Origin of the sequence: Bacillus salacetis, assembly GCF_049177075.1 — a bacterium.
Lineage (GTDB): Bacteria > Bacillota > Bacilli > Bacillales > Bacillaceae_B > Rossellomorea > Rossellomorea salacetis_A.
On sequence record NZ_CP185377.1, the window covers coordinates 212,490 to 232,540 of the forward strand.

Below are 20,051 nucleotides of genomic sequence, written 5' to 3' on the forward strand. Positions count from 1 at the left end.
ACATTACAATAATTACGAAAGGGAGGGTGGGTATGAGAAGTAAACTATATTTCCTGCTTAAAATTCCATTTTATTATTTTCTCGGCATTCTCGGGATTGTATTTGTCAGTATAGCTCCTCATGCGTTCAAAGAACGAGGGATTTACAACGGTATCGGATATATGGAAGAATTCGTAAAGTTCGCGATTTCTCTGCCGAAGAAAGAGACATGGTTTTATATGTATAAGGGATATGAAGTGGATGTCATTGAGATGCTGCTTGAACCTTACTACTATTCCTTGCAGATCTTGTTCGGGGCATTGGGCGCCGGGTTGGGTCTTGCGCTGATTCTTACATATTTCACGGTCCTGATGCCGAAATGGCTGATGTCACCCATCAAAAAGTCACTGGGTTTCCTTGAGACTGTTCCGGATTTGATGGTCGCATTCTTGCTGCAGCTGTTCATCGTCTTTTTTTATAAAACATTTGGCGTCGAGTTGATGCTGTTCACGGCATTGGGAGAAGAAAAAGTCTATCTTGCGCCGATCATCACGCTTTCCATCATTCCGATGCTGTCATTCTACCGCATACTTCTTCTGGTGACGGAAGAGGAACTGTTGAAGACCCACGTAGAGTTTGCCAAAAGCAAGGGACTCGGAAAGACAAAAATACTAAGATCTTATGTTATAAAAAACATTTCCCCAAGCGTCTTTTATCATGGAAAAATCATCTTATGGGGGATGCTATCCAGCCTGTTCATCATCGAAACGGTTTTTAATATGAGGGGGATAACGTATTACATCGTTGAAGATTTCAGGCCCATTACAGTAGCCGCCGCACTCATCATGATCTACACACCATTTTTCTTCCTCTATCAACTCATCTATACATGGCTTAGAACTGAAGATATAGAAGACCATTCAAAATACAAAAAAGATCGTTCACCGATTGTCGAGTGGAAAATCTGGGGATATATCGCGACTCTCTGGAGGCTGTTCCTGCAGCACATGAAAAACCCCAAGTTTGCTTTAGGATTCCTGGTGCTGTTTGCGATGATCGCCTACAGTATCCTTTATACGATCTTTGCAAAAGTGCCGGTCGATCAGATTATTTGGCTTCGGGATGAGAAAGGGAAGCTTATCAGCGTTCCGCCGCATAAGCCATCGGAGCTGATGATCCTGGGTTCTGATTATTTTGGTTACAGTATTTTAGATCAATTGATTGTGGGGGCCAAGTACACACTGATATTCGCGCTGATTGTTGCACTATTGAGGGTTCTTCTTGGATTCTATTTATCTGTTTATTATCATTTTTACCTGAACGAATACAGAAAGAATTGGTTGACCAGGATTGTGGACTCCATCCACTTCCTGCCCCTCAGTATCATTGCGTACCTACTACTGAGACCGGTGCTGTGGCAGGATCCGTTCTCGGATATTCAATACTCGATGGTGGAAAAGCTTTTGTTCGAGGCCTTTATTCTGACCATCCTTGTCATCCCGTTGACAACTGTATTGATTGGAAATGAAATGAGGGAGTTGTCCAAGAATGAGTTCATCCTGAATGCAAAGCTCATGGGGGGAAGCAACAGGCACATCTTATGGACGCATCTTTTCCCGCACCTGGCACCGAGGCTGTTCATCCTGTTTGGCCAGCAATTCATCCAAGTGCTGTTTATCCTTGTGCATCTTGGGTTGTTTCACCTATTCCTTGGCGGAACGATCGTCACAAGGGGAGATATGCCGGACCCCCCAAAAACTTCTACTTTTGAATGGTCGGGACTGATTAGTTCAACGAAGAATGCGTTGATGACCGGTAATTACTCCATTGTGCTGGCTCCATTGGCAGCATTTATGATCTCCATCATTGCCATGCAGTTGATTGTCCAGGGAGTCAAGGAGATCCAGCAAAGAAAAGTGGGTGTGAACGTGTTCAAGCGGAAGAGGAAAAAAGAAAAAGTCGTGAAACCGGATTCTGTTCAGCCAAAGCCGGCAGACTTCGTCATCACTCCTTCGAAAGTGGTTGATCATCACTAAATATAGACCCGCTGATTCCTATGGATCAGCGGGTCTATTATCTATTCTTCTTCAGATGGTTCTTCATCGAGGTCCGGCTCTTCGGGATCAGCGTCTGAGCCTTCATCATCGTCAAAATTATCTGCCTCCGCACCAGGGGAATCCTGGCCAGCCTCATCTTCATCTACCGCATCTGTGTCCTCTTCGACTTCCTCAACTTCCGGGGGCTGTTCCTCAAAGTCACTGCACCCTGAAAGCAGGATACCGAAGCAAAGCGGAAAGGCCAAAAGCAGCACTCGCATCATCTTCAAACTGCCATCACTCCTTTTTTTATGTTTTTACCACTGTTGGGAAAGGCTAAACAGTCCAGAATGGGCATTGAGTAAATTTGCTGGGATTTCATCTGCGATTACTTTATGAAGGATGGTGATGTAGATACATAAGTGATTGGGTTTTTGGACAGATATGTATCTAGTGGCGCAATCAAGATACAAGAGTCTACTGGTTGATGGGAACTCATGTATGCAGAATGGCAATGTAGATACATAAGCGAACGGTTTTTTGAAAGGATATGTATCCAGCAGCACAGCCGACATGGAAATGTAACTAGGACCCTGCTGCAAGCAGAAGAGATTAATAAAAAGAAATACCAAAGTCCGTTTTCTTTATTACCTAAGGAAAATTTAATATACTCAAGAAAAAAGGAGTGATAGACATGGCTTATGCAATTATAACTGGTGCTTCAAAAGGACTTGGTGCAGCCACTGCTAAGCAGCTGCTTTCTGAAGGGGTAAACATTATTTCTGTCTCCCGTTCTGAAAATGAAGAACTTAAGAAGCAGGCTGAAGTGGACAATGGAAAGTACCAGCACTATACATGTAATCTTGGCAGCAGTTCTGAAGTTCAGTCGGTTTTCAAAGAAATGGCTGATACCGTGTTCGGGAAAGAAAAGGAAGTTGTATACCTCATCAACAATGCTGGTATGGTGGATCCTATCGAGACAGCGGGGAGGCTGGATGCTGAAGGTACGGAAGCGAACGTTAACGTGAACCTGCTGGCACCGATGATCATCAGCAATCTTTTTCTTGAGAAGGTAGAGAATTCAGATGCCAGGCTTGTTATCGCCAATGTCTCTTCCGGGGCCGGGAGCAGACCGATCCAGGGGTGGAGTGTATATTGCAGTACCAAAGCAGGGATCAATATGTTCACCCAGACCGTTGCGCTGGAATTGGAAAACCGAAGCAGCAAGCACAGGGTTTTTGCATTCAGTCCGGGAATCATGGATACAGACATGCAGTCAACAATCCGTTCATCTTCCAAATCCGCATTCAATGACATTGAAACCTTCAAAAAATACAAAGAAGAAGGAATGCTCCGTGATGCTGAAACGGTTGCGGGGGCTTTGGTGAAAGTTTTAAAAAGCAATGATATTGAAAACGGGAAAATCTATCAAATCAATGCACTGCTATAAAGCAGAAGCTGGCTTCCATGCCGGCTTTTTTTATATGTAAGATAAAGGAATTAAGGTGTGCGGCATCTAATAATATAGTAGAAGTGAGCGGATTTTAAAGGGGCGGATGATATTGAGAAGGCTAGGGGGACTCCTGATCCTGTTTTTGGTGCTGCTGGCGGGATGTGCAGGCGTGAAGGATGAAGGCAGCACGATTTCAATCAAACCTCATTCATTAAGCGAAGAAGAAGAGATTCTCATCAGTAAGACGGGTGTGGATGGCATCCAGTTTTTTAAATTAGATGGAACATTGGAAGAAGTAGAGGATCTTCAATTTGCCATGGAAATCTATAAGGATGGAAAGTTAGTGGATGATCGGGTTTATACCCACGGACAAGTGGAAAAAGAATTCGATCAGGCTCTGATCTCATATGGGATTGACAGGCAGGACAACAAGATTACCTTTCTGAACGGCATTATCAATGGCCTGATAGAACAAACAGAGGACGTAGATGGAGTTCAAGCCTCATCCTTCACCACGCTTCTCAATGAAAAAAAGAAACTGGTAAAAGATGAAGCCGTCTATCTTACAGCGTGGGTTGGGACCAGTGAAAACGGAATGGAAGCTGTTTCTATTAATGAAGATGGAGCGCTGTCGGATGATATAGAGTCGGCAGAAATAGGCTATGTTTTTAAGGTGACGTTGACCGATTACGGAAAAGAATAGAGGGGGAGAAACCGTGAAACTGTTATTACTGGGAGGAACATCTTTTCTAGGCAAGCATATCGCTCAGGCAGCCCTTTCAAAAGGCCATGAAGTGACCCTGTTTAACCGGGGGAAAACCAATCCGCATCTGTTTCCGCAGGCTGAAAAATTGACAGGTGACCGGGAGAGCGGTGACTTATCTGCACTTGGACAAGGAGAATGGGACGCGGTCATCGATACGTCCGGATATGCACCGGCGAAAGTGGAACAGAGTGCTTCATTGTTAAAAGATAGAATCAACCGCTACATATTTATTTCATCAATATCGGTCTATAAGGAATTTTTGACAGGGGAGGCGCAAGAAAGCGACGAAACAGGTACCCTGAATCATCCTGACACCGAAGAGGTGAATGGTGAAACCTATGGTCCCTTAAAGGCGCTGTGTGAACAAAAGCTGGAACAGATCCTTCCCGGAAGGGTGCTCAGCATAAGACCAGGATTGATTGTAGGTCCCGATGACACGACAGACCGGTTTACATACTGGGTCCAGAGGTTTTCAGAAGGCGGGGAAGTCCTTGTTCCCGGCAGCAAAGAAAGGGTCATACAATGGATCGATGTCCGTGACCTTGCCCAGTGGATCATCCTCATGGCAGAAGAGGGAGAAACAGGGACCTATAATGTAACAGGGCCACAGCAGGGATACAGCATGAAAGAATTTGTGGAGGATCTTCTCCTTATTGCCCCGAAGGAAACGGAAGCCACTTGGATAGAAGATGCCTTTTTGGTTGAAAGGGAAGTCACTCCTTTTACCCAGCTTCCATTATGGATTCCGGTGAATGATCAATATCCTAATGGTTTCATCCTGGCTGATTATTCACGGGCGATGAAAAAAGGGCTGGTTCTTCGGAATCCGCGGGAAACAATTGAGGATACGATGAGCTGGAATCGAACAAGGGGCTCTGTGGAACTGAAAGCAGGGCTGTCCCGGGAAGAGGAAGCTGGCCTATTAAGTAGCTGGTCTGTAATCGGACAGCCGGATAAAAGTATATAAATATAGTATTTTCCGCAGCTGGAGTCAAGGCGCTGCGGTTTTTTTATTATTATAAGTGTTTTACTCATTGGTCTTGCATTATAAGGCTATAATAAAATGTTGATTCATTTCCATTCCGATGTGGTAATAACTAACCAGAGGCTTAAAACAGAAAGGAGAGTTACGATGAATTATAAAAATATCACTGTAGCAGGAAGCGGCGTTTTGGGAAGCCAGATCGCATTCCAGACAGCGTTTAAAGGATTTAATGTAAATGTCTATGACATCAATGATGAAGCGATTAGCAAGGCTAAAGACAGAATCACAAATCTGAAGCCGCGATATCAGGAAGACTTGGGAGCTTCCCAAGACGAGCTGGATAAAGCATTCGAACGTATTTCCTTCTATTCTGATTTAGGGGAAGCTGTGAAGGACGCAGACCTTGTAATTGAAGCTGTACCCGAGGTAGTGAAGATCAAGACGGAGTTTTATGAAAAATTAGGACAGGCTTCACCAGAAAAAACAGTGTTTGCAACGAATTCTTCGACTTTGCTGCCAAGCCAATTTGCTGAAGCGACCGGCCGCCCGGAAAAATTCCTGGCTCTGCACTTTGCAAATGAAATCTGGAAAAACAACACTGCAGAGGTCATGAAACATCCTGGAACAGATGAAAAGGTCTTCAATGACTTAATGGAATTTGCCAAAGCGATTGGAATGGTGGCCCTGCCATTGCACAAAGAGCAGCCGGGCTATATTTTGAACTCCCTATTGGTTCCATTCCTGGAGGCAGCCCAGATGCTGCTTGTGAAAGAAGTGGCGGATCCGGAAACGATTGATAAGACCTGGATGATCGCTACAGGCTCGCCGAAGGGTCCATTCGGTATATTGGATATCGTCGGCATCACAACTGCTTATAATATCTCCAATGCAAAAGCAGAAGCAACAGGTTCCGAAGAATTTGCCAAACTGGCGGCTGTCCTGAAAACGGAATATATCGATAAAGGAAAGCTCGGCAGGGAAACAGGCGAAGGTTTCTATACCTACCCAAACCCTTCCTATGAAGAACCCGGCTTCCTGAAAGGATAATAAAGCACACAAAAGGCAGCCCGCGGGCTGCCTTTTGTTATTATAAGATGGGGGATAAGAGCCTGGAGATGGATTCTTTGAACCGGATCCATAAAGGGCGTTTTAAGTATTCTGCCATGGTTAGCTCCCTGGATAATCGAATATCTTTAAGGAAGATGGAGCTAAGTTCTTCTGACAGCTCAATATCATAAATGAATGCATTCACCTCAAAATTCAACCTGAAACTGCGGACATCGATATTCGCTGTCCCGACAGAAGACAGCTCACTGTCAACGACAATCGTTTTTGCATGAATGAAGCCATTATCATAGATATAAATCCGTGCTCCGGCTTTCAGCATCTCCCCTATGTAGGAGAAAGTAGCCCAGTACACAAACATGTGATCAGGTTTATTAGGGATCATGATTCTGACATCGATACCGGAAAGGGCAGCAATCCTTAACGCATCAAGAAGACTTGCATCAGGAATGAAATAAGGCGTTTGGATGTAAATCGATTCCTTTGCCGAAGATATCATCTTGATATATCCATTCTTGATTTGTTCCCATTCCGAATCCGGACCGCTCGTCACGATTTGCACTCCGGCATTGCCTTTAAATTTGGCTTCAGGAAAATACCTGCGTTCAAGATGAATATCCCTTGATGCGGAAGCCTGATTCCAATCGAGGATAAACCTGGTCTGCATGGCCAGAACGGCGCTGCCCTCCAGCCTGAGGTGAGTATCCCTCCAGTAACCGAATCTCGGATTCAGCCCAAGATATTCATCGCCGACATTAAACCCCCCGACATATCCGGTCACTCCATCAATAATAACAAGCTTCCGATGGTTCCGGTAATTGAGGCGCGGGTTGATATAAGGGATCCGTGAAGGAAAGAAGACTTCCACTTCCCCGCCAGCCTTGATCAGTTCACGGAAAAATCCTTTGTTCAATGTTCGTGAACCCATTTCATCATATAATACCCGTACCTTCACACCCTGCGCCGCTTTTTCAGTCAGGGCACTCAGGATTTTTTTGCCAAGCGCGTCCCTGCGCAGTATGTAATATTGAAAATGAATGTGGTTTTTGGCCGCTTTGATATCATTCAGCAAAGCCTCAAACTTATCTTCACCATGGGTGTAGACGGTGATATCATTATCCTGGGTCAGGACCGCTTCATTATTCATTAAATGCATATAAATCAGTTCTTTATTTGTGCTGATCGTGCTGTCCCTGAAAGAAAAAGACTCTCCCTTGATTTCTTTAACCTGCCTTGCAATCAGCTCCTCAATACCGATTTTTTCAATTTCATCCCACTGAAACAACCTCTTCCGGGTCAGGTTCTGCCCAAAAACCAGGTAGAGGATGAAGCCCAGCACAGGAATGAAAAGCAATACCATCAGCCATGCCCAGGTGGCACCGGCATCACGCCTTTCAAGAAATACGACGACACAGGCGAAGGCTATATTCAAAACAACAAAGATGCCAAGAAAAATAGACAGGATATCCATACAATTCCCCTCTGAATCAATGAAATAATAACGCCAATCAGTAATTTTGATTATACTTAGTCATTCTATCACAACGGAACAAGTTAATCCGGTTCCTTCCATCTAAAATTCCTCAACGTGCTCTTGCTTCCGGATTTGTCTCCATCCTTCTTCCCATACTGGAGAACATGAAACATACAATAATTCTTTCCCTCATATGATGTAAAAGCAGTGAACGTTCACTGCCTTCTTAACACTACATTATTCAAAGGGAGGGAAGGGAATGACCAGTTTGGCTTTGCTTGCCAACATAGCCGCATTTCTTATCATCGCAGGTGTCCTTTTTTACATGCAGAAGAAACATCTGTCTTTCTCCAAAAGGGTTTTTGCTGCCCTTGGGCTGGGGATTGTCTTCGGGTTTGTTCTTCAATGGCTGTATGGTCCGGCCGATGAAACCCTGTTGCAGTCGATCGATTGGTTCAACATCGTCGGATATGGTTATATCAAGCTTTTGCAAATGGTTGTCATGCCTCTTGTCTTTGTATCGATTCTTTCTGCTTTTACCAAGCTTAAGCTCGGAAATAACCTGGGGAAAATCGCTGTTTTGATCATCGGGCTCCTGGTCGGGACAACTGCAATTGCGGCTGCAGTCGGGATTGCGGCTGCGCAGGGTTTCGGCCTGGAAGCCATCCAAATTGAACAAGGGGATGCGGAAGCTGCGAGGGGACTTCAGCTTGAGGAACGTTCCGCTGCCTTGGAAGACCAAAGCTACCCGCAGAGGATTCTTGAGCTTCTGCCGGCCAATCCATTCTTGGATTTTACAGGAGAAAGGGCCACATCAACGATTGCTGTAGTTATATTTGCTGCTTTCATTGGTGTCGCTTATCTTGGCGTTTATCGTAAAGAAAAGGAAACAGCCGAGTTCTTTAAAAAGATTGTTGACGCCATTTATGCTATTGTCATGCGGGTTGTGAAATTGGTTCTCCGTTTAACGCCATACGGTGTCTTTGCCATTATGGCAAAGACAGTGGCAACAAGTGACTTCGATGCGATTTTAAAACTTGGAAAATTTGTTGCTGCATCCTATGCTGCGCTGCTCGTCATGCTGGCCATCCATTTGATTATGCTGACGCTGGCCGGATTAAACCCGATCACCTATTTGAAAAAAGCTTTTCCGGTTCTCACCTTCGCCTTTACTTCCCGCTCCAGTGCGGGGACATTGCCATTGACGATTAATGCCCAAACCAAACATATGGGCGTATCGGAAGGCATTGCCAACTTCTCCGGTTCATTCGGGTTGTCCATCGGGCAGAATGGCTGTGCCGGAGTTTATCCCGCAATGCTGGCGGTCATGATTGCGCCAACTGTAGGGATCAACCCGATGACGCCGTCGTTCCTCTTTACACTAATCGTGGTTGTGGCCATCAGTTCATTCGGAGTGGCTGGAGTCGGAGGCGGAGCAACTTTTGCCGCTATCCTCGTGCTCTCGGCAATGGACCTGCCGATTGCCCTGGCTGGTTTACTGATATCCATTGAACCCCTGATCGATATGGGGCGTACAGCCGTCAATGTCAGCGGAGCCATGACATCCGGCTTGATCACCGGTAAAGTGACGGATGAATTAGATATTGAAGTATATGATGACCCGAATGCAGTGGAAGGGTAAAGGGGGGAGACCTGTCCGTGTTTGAGCGGATGGGTCTTTTTTTGGTGGTGTTGGGCTGGTGTTACAGAGGTGAATCCTATGTGGGAAGTTTAAAGGACGCTGGATGCCCTTTTTGAATTTTAAAGTCTTATAAAAAGTCTTTAAAGGACACTGGATACTCTTTTCGAAATTTAAAGTCTTATAGAGAGCTTTTAAAGGACGTTAGAAACCCGTTTCCATTATTAAAGTCTTATAAGCAGCCGTTAAAGGACGCTGGATACTCTTTCCGAATTTTAAAGTCCTATAAGAATTATATAAAGGACTCTAGATTGTCTTTTCCATCTTTAAAGTCCTAGAAAGCTAGGATTGTAATTAAAAACAGCCAATGTCATTTGGTCACTTCCCATCAATAACAAAAAACGAAACCCCAAAGGAGTTTCGTTTACATAGCAAACTATCAATCTTAAAAATAAAATCCGCTGACCCATTCGGCGAGCATGGCACAAGCTACGGCGGCATAGGTCCCGACGACATTCCCCATGATTCCCATCAGTAACCCTACAGGGGCAAGGGAAGGCTGGAAGACAGAAGCAACAACTGGGGCGGAGCTTGTTCCGCCGATGTTACCCTGTGAGCCGACGGCAACAAAGAACAATGGTGCACGAAGCAGGCGGGCTGCCAGGAAGATAACGAATACATGGATGGCAAGCCATACGATTCCCATTAATACATATTGTGGTGCTTCGACGACATAAGCCAGGTCTGCCTTTGCCCCGATGGTTGCCAGCAAGATATAAATCCCGGCATATCCCACTTTACTGGCGCCGTAGTTTTCCAGGTTGCTGACTTTTGTAAAAGACAGCAGGATACCGACTGCCGAGATAATCATAATCGTCCATGTTCCCGCAGAAAGGACGGAAGTTTCCGGAAGCGTCTCTGCAAAAATACGAACCACATAGGCTACCCCGAAACCAAGTCCAAGAATGGCTGCCAGCTGCGGGACATCGATAGGGCGAGAATTCTTTCGCTGAAGTGCGCCCATATCTTCGTTCACCTTTTGGATGACTGAATTGTCGGCCTTATTCCATTTGTTGAACTTATGCTGGAAGCTTGCAAGGAAAATCATGATTCCCATCCAGCCATATCCGACAACCGTATCAACAACAATGATCGGCGAAAGGACAAAGTCCGGCGTGCCGGTTGCTTCGATTAAAGCAGCCATGTTGGCACTGCCGCCAATCCAGCTCCCGGCGAGGGCAGCCACACCTGTCCAGGCTTCTTCAGGCAGAAACGGCTGGAAAATGGCAAGCGCTATCGGACCGCCAATAATGACGCCGACCGTCCCGGCAAGGAACATCATGATGGCTTTTGGCCCCAGTTTGAGTGTCGCTGGTACATTTGCGGAAAGCAGCAGCAGCAGCAGTCCCACAGGCAGTATGTAAGTGGACACAAAACTGTACAAGTCGGAGCTGTCCGGAATGATGCCGACTGTAGTCGATAACATCGGAATGAAATATGTCCAAATTAATGGAGGAGCATAATGAAAAAACTTTTGCAGAAAAGGATTTTTCGACTCTCCTAAGACGAAGATCAGGCCGACCACCGCTGCAAGATAGGCAAATATGGCCATCGGATCCTGAATCAATGGTGTTGAGAGAAATAGCATTATTTTAACCTCCTACTCTTTACTACGTTCACATCATAACATGAAAGCGCTTAAGGTCCCTGATTTTTAAAAAGAAGCAAAAGTCACAAGATTACTATATTAGAAAACCTTCTCAACAATCTAAAAGATATGACATGAAATTGACATGATTAAGATAGCAGGATTCTCTTTTTCAATGCCGAATTTCAATGTTGAAAGGACAGGTGATGGGAATGACGGTTATTTATATGATCAGGCATGCACATTCGGTATTTAATTTAGAAGAAGAAGAGACCAGAGGATTATCTGTTCAAGGATTGAAAGACGCAGAGCGGGTGAAGGGAATAATGCTGGAAGAGAAAATTGATGCGGTCTATTCCAGTTCTTATACAAGAGCCATTCAAACTGTGCAAGGTCTGGCAGATGCAAAGGGTCTCCCGGTTCAAATTGATGAACGTTTCAGGGAAAGGGACCTGGCATCAAAGGATTTTTTCATAGAGGATACTCAACAAGCGATGCAGAAAGTATTTGACCATCCGGCATTCTCTTTCCCTGGAGGAGAGAGCAATGATGAGGTAAAGGAGAGAGGCGCGGCTGCCTTAATGGAAGTACTGCAGAAGCATGAGGGGGAAAGCGTGGCAGTCGGTATCCATGGACACGTGATGACCATTATCATGGGGGCTTTTGATCCCGCTTATGGCACTCTCGATTTTTGGCGGAGCACGACCAAACCGGATATCTACAAGCTTGTATTTGAAGGGGAAAAGCTCAGCAAAGTCATTCGGTTATGGGAAACCCCTGCTTTAGAGGGAAGTGTATGAGAAAAACCATCAAGGTTCAGTGGGGGAGCGGGCTTGTCGAACTGACATGGATTCGTTCTGAACAATTGCCGCCAACTGAATTGGTTACCAGTGTACATGGGTGCTGCTTTGATCAGGGTAAGGTCCTTCTCGTAAACATAAAGGGCAGAGGATTCAATTTTCCCGGCGGGCATGTGGAAGCGGGAGAAACGCCTGAGGAAGCCCTTCATAGGGAAGTGATGGAAGAGGCATTTGTAAAAGGGAAAGTCAGGCAGATCAGCCTGATTGAAGTCAGCCATAAGAACAATCCGGAGTTTGACCCAAAAGGAAAGTACCCTTTGGTTGGGTACCAGGTTTTTTACCGTATGGATATAAAAGAGGTCCTGCCATTCCTAAGAAATAATGAATCCGCTTGCCGGATCTGGGCTGAACCTTCAGAGATACCTTATGTGATCAATGATCATGAATTTGCTTTGGAAGCTTTAAATGAAGCGGTAAAAGTTGATTTAAATACCGTAATTTAATACAAGGAGCAAGACGCAGGTAATCATAGTGATGCCGATCATCATATACAGGAAATCGACCAAGTTATCAATGACGGCTGTCTTTTGTTTTTCGCGCCGGTAGCTTCTGGGCCTGCGGCGGGAAGGTTTTGCAGAGCGCATTGGTATTCCCCCTTTTTTGTCTTCATCTGTACAAAAGGTTTCGACAAAAAGGCTGAAAATCCTTCCTGGTCATGGAAATATAACCATAATTATAGAAAAAACGCCCGTCGAAACGGACGTTTTCGCGATTAATGAAGATGGTCTGGCTCAGAAATTTGACTGAGGGCAGCCCCGGCTTTTTGATCGGACTGCTGTTGTACTGCCAAATCGCCCAGTGCAAGCATCCCGACCAGGTTCCCATTCTCAACAACAGGAAGGCGGCGTACTTGGTTTTGGGACATCAATGCCGCGGCTTCTTCTACCGAGGCATCCGGAGAAACAGAGACGACGTGGTTTGACATAACACCTTGGATTGCGCCGGCAGTGTTGTTATGGGATAAGCCCCTCACTACAAGGTCACGGTCTGTAACCATACCGACAACCTGTCCATTCTGCACAACCGGCAAAGCTCCCACTCCCAGGGAACTCATCTTATTGGCAGCTGATTGGAAGGTGTCTTGAGCGGAACAGGCCTCTACATTCGTTGTCATTACATCACGTACTCGCATTCTGATTCCCCCTTGAAAGTATTGGTCAGTACATAATTAGTATGGGAAACCGGGGCTGTTTTATTCTTTACAGAGCCTTCTAAGTCCAGCCAAAGTTACCAGCTACAGCTTGTAGTGGTAAAGTTCGTCAGATGGGGCATTTTTCTGTAAAAGGATCACGAACAGCGGGAACACGAGCACGGTTCCAAATACAAGGATCAGGATCAAGGCTAAAGAACCTGGAGTGATTTGTCTGCGGTAATCATCTTGATGGCTAGTGATGAATGTTTGAGACTCCTCATTTCCGATGACGGAATCATTTTCAAGCAGAGTGTTTTTATCCAGACTGTAATAGAAGATTTCCTGCTTATTGAAGTGAAAGATGGTGTCTCTGTCAATTTGATACTTCACGAATACCATCTTCACCTTTTGGGTCTCAGTCTCTTCTTCATTAATGGCGACATCCATTGTCAAATCCACAAAATCCATCACACCAGCAGAACCCTTCTGATAGTACGGATCGACCGTTTCCAGCTTTTCATCAATGCTGTCAATGATTGGGTCTTCAGCAATAACGGCGGTGAAAGGCAGAAATAATGCGAGGAGGGTAACTGCGCTCAACAGGAAAACCAGTATCTTTTTCAAAAAAAATCTCCTCCCTTAGCGTTTGTACATGTATATGCCTGGGAGAAGTAATTAGGACAAAAACAAACAGAGCCGCCCGGGAAGGCAGCTCTGTCAGATGGTTTCATCTCCTTATTTTTGAATGAACATTTGTGTCCAGTAGGCTCCATAGGAACCGCCTTTTACGTATCCAACTCCAATATGCGTGTAGTTAGGAGTCAGGATATTCTTTCTGTGGCCGGGACTTTCCATCCAAGCCTGAACTACTGACTGGGCAGTAGGCTGGCCGGCAGCGATATTCTCAGCTGCGGCACGGTAGTTGATGTTGAAGTTCTTCATCATAGTAAATGGAGATCCATACGTTGGGCTCGTATGTGAGAAATATCCTTTATCTCTCATGTCAGCTGATTTATAACGCGCTACCCTTGAAAGCTGCCAGTCTGCACGAAGAGGAGAGAGGCCGTTTTTGGCACGTTCCTGGTTCGTAAGCCTGATGACTTCACCTTCAATCCCTTTGACCACATCTTTATTAGGGATGTTGATCTTCTGTCCAGGATAAATAAGGTCCGGGTTGGGAATCTGTGTATTGGCATTGATGATTTCAGAAAGCCCGATTTGATACTTTTTGGAGATTATCCAAAGCGTATCCCCTCTTTGAACATAATAGACATCTGCTGCGTGAGAAATAGTTGGAGCAATTAACCCAAAGGCAATAGACAACGTGACGACAATGGAAAGAATTTTAGTTTTCATGATACTTATGATGTCAATTATTGAATTTTTTATGTGAACTATTTTGTAAAAAAATGTTTTTTTGAAAACGCACAAAAGATGCCGCAGGAAAGGCTATATAAGAGCTCTATAGGACATGGAAGTTTGCAGAAGCTGGAGAAAGTGTCTATAGGGGGATTCTATAGGACGTTAAAGGTTGAAGAAACAGGGAAAGGTGTCTACAGAAAGTTTTTCTGGAACACGCTACTAAAGTTTTTTCGCTTCTTGTTCATAAGGTTGATTGGAGCGGAAGGTGTGCGACCTCCTGCGGGACTAGCTCGACAGGTGAGACCCCGCAGGCGCAGCCGAGGAGGCTCACCGCGAGCCCCGCGGAGTCGTACACCTGGAGCGCAAATCAACAAACTCATCCAATAAGCATCAAGAGAAGCACATAAGAAAAGAAAAAAGTTAAAAAATATTCAAAATAAGGTTAAACAGAGTATTAAGTGGTAATATAAAATGGACTTATGAATTTCGGAAAAAAGTGAAACCAAATGAGGTTTCATTCGTAGTACTGGAAGAGACAATTTTATGAGAGGGTGTACACAAAGTGGCAAACGAAAATGATCGGTTAAAGAAAGTCGTTTCAAAGCTCTCGAAGGTCGGTGTCAACATTACAAAAACGAAATCCCGAATGGAAGTTTTCCAATCACTGAAAAGCCTGCAGCCTTTACCGAAACCGCTGTCACATGATTCATAAAATTGAAATATGGGACAGACATAATCATCCCCTTCTTTCGATATACTTTTAGTAGGAAGGGGAGGGAAGAGTATGCCTGAATCCATGTTCGATGTAGAAACGCTGAAAGCGATCAGACGAAAGGCAGATGAGCTTTCATATCAGTGTATGAACAGGAAGCTGGCCAATGATCCGCAAGCACTTAAAATGGCATTGGATAACATATGCCGGGCCCTTGGAACCTTTGCAGAGGTGGAAATCCACAGAATAAAGAATGAAAATATCGCTTATGATCCGCAGTCCTATATCAGAGGAAGACTGGCTTTTGCTTACAAAGCGATGAAAACGGTTCCTCAAGACGACTCGCATACAGCCTGACCCGCATCTAACATTTTGTTAGGTGTTTTTTTATGCCGTGAAAGTGGTATGAAGAAGAGTAATAGAAGTGAAAAGAGTTAGGGGCTGAAGGATATGAACCGGTATAAAAATGCTTTACTGATTTATAATGGAAAAGCAGGTCAGGATGATCTGGACTCAACCCTGGGTAACTGTATAGGTGAACTGTCATCATGTTGTGATGAGTTGACGCTTTATGGCACCAAAAGTAAATCGGACGCAGAACGGATTTGCAGGGAAAAGGGCGGAAACTATGAGCTCATCATCATTCTTGGCGGTGATGGGACTGTCCATGAGTGTGTGAATGGTTTAGCGGAACTTGCTGAGAGGCCGAAGACAGCCATACTGCCAGCCGGTACCTGTAATGACTTCAGCCGCTCGCTCAGGATCCCCCAGGATATCAAACAGGCGGCAAGGCTGATTAAGCAGGGTATGATAGAAGAAATTGATATCGTCAAAGCAAATGAACGTTATTTTTCAAATTTCTGGGGAGTCGGAATTATTGCGAATGCCTCCCAGAATGTCAATGAAGCAGTAAAAGGGGTCTTTGGAAAGCTGAGCTATTACCTCAGTGCATTCCAGACCATACAGGAAGCAAAGAGCTTTACCTTCAAGGCGGAGATTGATGGAAAAGCTGTCGAAGAAGAGGCTGTCATGGTGTTCGTGGCAAATGGAAGGTTCATCGGCACAAGTGAACTGCCTCTTCCGCCTCAGAAATATAGTGACGGACTGATCGATATCTTCATTATTAAAGAAGCAGGTTTCCGCCTTTTGAAAGAATTGCTGGCTGCAAAAGGAACGGGCAAACTTAATGAAAAAAGCGGGGAAATCCTTCATTTTCGAGCGCGGAGTGCCGCAATAGATAGCACACCCCTCCAGAATATCGATATGGACGGGGAGGTCTATACCGAAACCCCCGCCAAACTGGAAGTATTGAAACACCATATCCCGTTTATCGTCGGGGAGGAAGAAAAGCAAGAAGCTGTCGATTAACCAACAATCAAGCAGTTCAATTCTGGTGTCCAAGCTCCAATGGTACACTGAATGGCCTGCTTTTTTATTGCAAGCGCATCTGAATTTCTGACAAAATAGGACAAATAACTGGTGAGTATTATAATCTATAGAAAATATTGTCTGATGATGATAAACTGTTGTAGCGGTATTAAACCGCATTGAAAAGTTGAATGTTAGAAAATGTTAAAGGAGATCATCTAATGTGGGAATGGAAAAATATATATAGAGGTATGATAATGGGCGCGAGTGATGTGATCCCGGGTGTGAGCGGCGGAACGATTGCTGTCATGCTGGGTATCTACGATCGATTGATCGCTGCCATCAACGGTATTTTCAGTAAAGAATGGAAAACGCACTTGCGATTCTTGATCCCGCTTGGCATTGGTGTTGTGACCTCCATTCTGGTATTAGCCAAGCTTATTGAGTGGCTTTTTGAACACTATCCGGCTCCTACCCAATTTTTATTCATGGGATTGATCATTGGAATCATCCCTTATTTAGCTCAAAAATCAGAGATGAAAACGAATTTTAAGCCCTATCATTATATTCTGCTGTTAATCGGCGCTGTCATCGTGGCTTCGATGGTATTCTTCAAATCAGAGGAAACCGCAGTGATACAGGACATAACGACAGGAACATATGTATTGTTGTTTTTCTCGGGCTTCATAGCAAGTGCTGCCATGATTCTCCCTGGTATCAGTGGATCATTTATCCTGCTGATCATCGGTGTCTATTCAACAGTCATCAGCAGTATTTCCAATTTCCAGCTTGATGTCATCTTTGTCGTGGGGGTTGGTATCCTTATTGGCATCGTCGTCATGAGCAAGCTGATCAAGTTCTTCCTGGAGAACTATTCATCAGCGACTTATGCCCTGATCATCGGCCTGGTGGTCGGATCCATTGTGGTTATTTTCCCGGGTATCCCGGAAAGTGCCGCTCTCATTATCGCAAGTGTCCTTACATTTCTTGTCGGTTTATTTTTTGCAAGGGTGTTAGGGCGTATCGAGTATTCGTAAATTATAAAAACAGTCTGGTTCACAAGCATGAAGTACTTGTGAACCGGGCTGTTTTTTTATTGTTAAGGAAATTATAAAATTTTTGGGTGTGAATAATAAAGATTGTGTTCTGCATCCAGCTCCAGCGGCCAGCGCCTAGCAGATTTCGGTCTCTCTCCTTGCGAATCCAGCTGCAAGGCCCCAACGGCTATCGAACTTCAGTCTTCCTTCTTGCGATAAGTCAACATCAACTCACTACGTTCGTTGTGTTTCCTTTATCTCATGCGGAAGCCTTCCAGTTCGTACGCCGCTGAGCGGGGCCTTTCCACTTTTTAGAGATAAGTCAACATCGAATCGCTGCCGCTCTTCGTGTTTCCTTTATCTCATGCGAGAGCCCTCCAATCTGTACGGCGCTGAACGGCCGCTTGCGCTTTTGATCATCCAGCTCCAGCGCCTAGCCCCTCGGGGTCATAAGCCAATCCGTCAAGAAGGTTAAAGAGCAACCTTCCCGCCGGCTCGTCTTATGCCTGTCGGGGCTGTTCAAGGCGCTTGCGCTTTTGTGCTAAAAAATTTCTCGGGAAATATCGACATTCTACATTTGGGATGGAGCCTTTATGCCTAAGAGGGAGAGTCCGTCACTAAGAATATCTGTGACAGATTTCACCAATAAAAGCCGTGAGTGCAGATCTTCATTTTCCTCCAGGATTCTTGTTTTTCCATAGTATTTATTAAAAGCTTTGCTGACAGCAAGGATATATTTTGCCAATATCGATGGAGAATAGTTTGTATAGGCATCCTGTATCACTTCGGGATATTTGTTCAGGATTTTGATCAATTCCCAGCTCTCTTGATCTTCCAGCCCGGTAAAGTGATCTGCCTCTTGCATGTCCGCTTTTCTCAGGATGGATTGGGCCCGCGCATGAGTATATTGTACATATGGTCCTGTTTCTCCTTCAAAGGTGAGCATATCCTCAAGGGAAAACTCGATATCGTTCATCCGGTCGTTTTTGAGATCATGGAAGATGACGGCACCCGTTCCGACCCAGCGGGCGGTTTCTTCAGCATTCTCAAGGTCTGGATTCTTTTCTTTAATATTGGAGGAGGCCATATCGATGGCTTCCTTCAGTACCTCTTCAAGCAGGATGACCCTTCCTTTCCGGGTGGACATTTTTTTGCCTTCCTGGAGGATGAGGCCGAATGGGATGTGAACCATTTGATCAGCCCAAGGCATGCCGAGTTTTTCTAACACGGCAAACACCTGGCGGAAATGGATCGTCTGCTCCTGGCCGACGACATATAACGCCTGTGAGAAGCCGTATGTCTTTTTCCTATAGAGTGCGGCTGCGATATCACGGGTCGCATAGAGAGTCGCCCCATCTGATTTTTTGATAAGGGAAGGGGGAAGGCCTTTGTCATCCAGCCAGACTACTTCAGCACCTTCCGAGGTTTCAAGGAGCCCCTTCTCTTTGATCAGCTCTACGGCAGCGCCCATCTTGTCATTATAGAAGGATTCGCCATGATACGAATCAAAGGATACTCCAAGCAGTTCATAAATTTCCTCGAAAGCAGAGAGGGACTCACTCTTGAACCAGTTCCAGAGGGCAGTCACTTCCGGATCTCCGTCCTCGAGAAGTTTAAAAGCCCGTCTGCCTTCATCATTCAGGGAAGGATCCGCTTCTGCTTCCTTGTGGAATTTTTTATAAAGGCTGAACAGTTCAGGGATCGGATTGGCTTTCACCTTCTCCTCATCTCCCCACTTTTTGTAGGCGGTGATCAACTTTCCGAACTGGGTGCCCCAGTCGCCAATATAGTTTATTTTGATTGTTTCAAAGCCGCATTTTTCAGCAAGCAGGGCAATGGAATTCCCGATGACTGTTGAACGGAGGTGTCCCATTGAAAAAGGTTTGGCAATGTTGGGTGAGGACATATCGATCGTGATGACCTTGCCTTTCCCGAAAGAAAGGGTTCCAAATTGAGGTTCTTGGGAGAGAATGCCGTCCATGATTTCTGCTCCAGTCGTTTTTCCGTTAAAGAAGATATTCACATAGGGACCGGCAGCTTCTGCTTTTACTAAGAAAGAGCTGCTAAGGGAACCGGCTAATTCAGCTGCGATCGCTGCTGGGGACTGTCTCTTCTTTTTGGCAAGCTGAAAGCAGGGGAATGAAAGGTCACCCTGGTGAGAAAATTTCGGCGTTTCAATGACGGATTTGATTTCTTCTTTACTCATGTCTTCACTCAGATGTTCTTCAAGCAATTCCGCATAAAAATCATATAAATTCATGGATTCCACCTCCGAAAGAATTGAGTGCCGGATGACAAAGAGCTGTTTTAGGATACAAAAAAACCCGCCTCTAGATAGAGACGGGTTTCCCGCGGTACCACTCTTCTTCCCCAAACAGGGCAGCTCATCAGATAACGGGATGTACCCGGCATATCCTACTGAAGTGTTCGGATATGCTTCTCCAAAGTGCGCTTCATTCCAAGGGGAACACCGGGCTTCCACCATCCCCGGCTCTCTGGGGTTCTGGCCTTGAAACTACTCTCTTTGTCATCGAA

The 20,051-nt window shown here is 45.1% G+C and carries 20 protein-coding genes and 1 other annotated feature (1 of these 21 only partly in view); of the genes, 12 read left to right on the forward strand and 8 right to left on the reverse strand.

The features are described 5' to 3' along the window. Window positions 1-32: 32 nt before the first annotated feature. Entirely contained in the window at window positions 33-2,015 is a 1,983-nt protein-coding gene (locus tag ACOJQI_RS01185) for an ABC transporter permease subunit (RefSeq protein ID WP_421382777.1), read from the forward strand. Between the two features lie 41 nt (window positions 2,016-2,056). On the opposite strand, the gene ACOJQI_RS01190 is transcribed toward ACOJQI_RS01185, so the two are convergent. Further along, complete coding sequence (locus tag ACOJQI_RS01190; RefSeq protein WP_421382779.1) at window positions 2,057-2,305, reverse strand: hypothetical protein; 249 nt, start codon at window positions 2,303-2,305, stop codon at window positions 2,057-2,059. A gap of 404 nt (window positions 2,306-2,709) precedes the next feature. On the opposite strand from ACOJQI_RS01190, the gene ACOJQI_RS01195 reads away from it, so the two are divergent. The 4 genes from ACOJQI_RS01195 to ACOJQI_RS01210 all read left to right on the forward strand — a co-directional run bounded on the left by ACOJQI_RS01195 (window position 2,710) and on the right by ACOJQI_RS01210 (window position 6,266). Continuing rightward, complete coding sequence (locus ACOJQI_RS01195; protein WP_421382781.1) at window positions 2,710-3,465, forward strand: (S)-benzoin forming benzil reductase; 756 nt, start codon at window positions 2,710-2,712, stop codon at window positions 3,463-3,465. A 112-nt stretch (window positions 3,466-3,577) separates the two neighbouring features. Then, window positions 3,578-4,171 carry a hypothetical protein gene (locus ACOJQI_RS01200; RefSeq protein WP_421382783.1) on the forward strand — a complete coding sequence of 198 codons (594 nt, stop codon included), beginning with the start codon at window positions 3,578-3,580 and terminating at the stop codon, window positions 4,169-4,171. A 13-nt stretch (window positions 4,172-4,184) separates the two neighbouring features. Beyond that, a complete protein-coding gene (locus ACOJQI_RS01205) occupies window positions 4,185-5,201 on the forward strand; it encodes an NAD-dependent epimerase/dehydratase family protein (protein ID WP_421382785.1) in 1,017 nt (338 codons plus the stop codon). Window positions 5,202-5,366: 165 nt separating this feature from the next. After that, complete coding sequence (locus ACOJQI_RS01210) at window positions 5,367-6,266, forward strand: 3-hydroxyacyl-CoA dehydrogenase (RefSeq protein ID WP_421382787.1); 900 nt, start codon at window positions 5,367-5,369, stop codon at window positions 6,264-6,266. Window positions 6,267-6,306: 40 nt separating this feature from the next. On the opposite strand, the gene cls is transcribed toward ACOJQI_RS01210, so the two are convergent. Beyond that, the gene (gene cls / locus ACOJQI_RS01215; protein WP_421382789.1) at window positions 6,307-7,755 is read right to left on the reverse strand and encodes a cardiolipin synthase; all 1,449 of its coding nucleotides are present in this window, start codon (window positions 7,753-7,755) and stop codon (window positions 6,307-6,309) included. A 262-nt stretch (window positions 7,756-8,017) separates the two neighbouring features. Between cls and ACOJQI_RS01220 the strand changes: the two genes are divergently transcribed. Further along, window positions 8,018-9,400, forward strand: a complete 1,383-nt coding sequence (locus ACOJQI_RS01220) for an L-cystine transporter (protein ID WP_421382791.1) — start codon at window positions 8,018-8,020, stop codon at window positions 9,398-9,400. A 442-nt stretch (window positions 9,401-9,842) separates the two neighbouring features. On the opposite strand, the gene ACOJQI_RS01225 is transcribed toward ACOJQI_RS01220, so the two are convergent. Next, complete coding sequence (locus tag ACOJQI_RS01225) at window positions 9,843-11,045, reverse strand: DUF819 domain-containing protein (RefSeq protein WP_421382793.1); 1,203 nt, start codon at window positions 11,043-11,045, stop codon at window positions 9,843-9,845. 212 nt (window positions 11,046-11,257) lie between these two features. On the opposite strand from ACOJQI_RS01225, the gene ACOJQI_RS01230 reads away from it, so the two are divergent. After that, a complete protein-coding gene (locus tag ACOJQI_RS01230; protein WP_421382795.1) occupies window positions 11,258-11,845 on the forward strand; it encodes a histidine phosphatase family protein in 588 nt (195 codons plus the stop codon). Next, the gene (locus tag ACOJQI_RS01235) at window positions 11,842-12,348 is read left to right on the forward strand and encodes an NUDIX domain-containing protein (protein WP_421382797.1); all 507 of its coding nucleotides are present in this window, start codon (window positions 11,842-11,844) and stop codon (window positions 12,346-12,348) included. The genes ACOJQI_RS01230 and ACOJQI_RS01235 overlap by 4 nt, the downstream gene beginning before the upstream one ends. Here ACOJQI_RS01235 and ACOJQI_RS01240 read toward each other — a convergent pair. From ACOJQI_RS01240 to safA, 4 genes are all read right to left on the reverse strand, one after another. Continuing rightward, a complete protein-coding gene (locus tag ACOJQI_RS01240) occupies window positions 12,331-12,489 on the reverse strand; it encodes a hypothetical protein (protein WP_421382800.1) in 159 nt (52 codons plus the stop codon). The two genes, ACOJQI_RS01235 and ACOJQI_RS01240, sit on opposite strands and share 18 nt — an antisense overlap. A gap of 128 nt (window positions 12,490-12,617) precedes the next feature. After that, window positions 12,618-13,037: a CBS domain-containing protein gene (locus ACOJQI_RS01245; protein ID WP_421382802.1), complete on the reverse strand. Its 420-nt coding sequence runs from the start codon at window positions 13,035-13,037 to the stop codon at window positions 12,618-12,620. Window positions 13,038-13,139: 102 nt separating this feature from the next. Then, on the reverse strand, window positions 13,140-13,661 hold the full coding sequence (locus ACOJQI_RS01250) for a hypothetical protein (RefSeq protein WP_421382804.1): 522 nt from the start codon (window positions 13,659-13,661) through the stop codon (window positions 13,140-13,142). Between the two features lie 111 nt (window positions 13,662-13,772). After that, window positions 13,773-14,393, reverse strand: a complete 621-nt coding sequence (gene safA, locus ACOJQI_RS01255; protein WP_421382806.1) for a SafA/ExsA family spore coat assembly protein — start codon at window positions 14,391-14,393, stop codon at window positions 13,773-13,775. Between the two features lie 568 nt (window positions 14,394-14,961). On the opposite strand from safA, the gene ACOJQI_RS01260 reads away from it, so the two are divergent. From ACOJQI_RS01260 to ACOJQI_RS01275, 4 genes are all read left to right on the forward strand, one after another. After that, window positions 14,962-15,111: an Lmo0850 family protein gene (locus ACOJQI_RS01260; protein ID WP_421382809.1), complete on the forward strand. Its 150-nt coding sequence runs from the start codon at window positions 14,962-14,964 to the stop codon at window positions 15,109-15,111. A gap of 72 nt (window positions 15,112-15,183) precedes the next feature. After that, window positions 15,184-15,468 carry a hypothetical protein gene (locus tag ACOJQI_RS01265; RefSeq protein ID WP_421382811.1) on the forward strand — a complete coding sequence of 95 codons (285 nt, stop codon included), beginning with the start codon at window positions 15,184-15,186 and terminating at the stop codon, window positions 15,466-15,468. A gap of 93 nt (window positions 15,469-15,561) precedes the next feature. Then, window positions 15,562-16,479: a diacylglycerol/lipid kinase family protein gene (locus tag ACOJQI_RS01270; RefSeq protein WP_421382813.1), complete on the forward strand. Its 918-nt coding sequence runs from the start codon at window positions 15,562-15,564 to the stop codon at window positions 16,477-16,479. 221 nt (window positions 16,480-16,700) lie between these two features. After that, window positions 16,701-17,516, forward strand: a complete 816-nt coding sequence (locus tag ACOJQI_RS01275; protein ID WP_421382815.1) for a DUF368 domain-containing protein — start codon at window positions 16,701-16,703, stop codon at window positions 17,514-17,516. Window positions 17,517-18,087: 571 nt separating this feature from the next. Here ACOJQI_RS01275 and argS read toward each other — a convergent pair. Next, entirely contained in the window at window positions 18,088-19,776 is a 1,689-nt protein-coding gene (gene argS, locus ACOJQI_RS01280) for an arginine--tRNA ligase (RefSeq protein WP_421382817.1), read from the reverse strand. A gap of 73 nt (window positions 19,777-19,849) precedes the next feature. Then, window positions 19,850-20,051, reverse strand: a binding site (T-box leader); it runs 5 nt beyond the window's last position.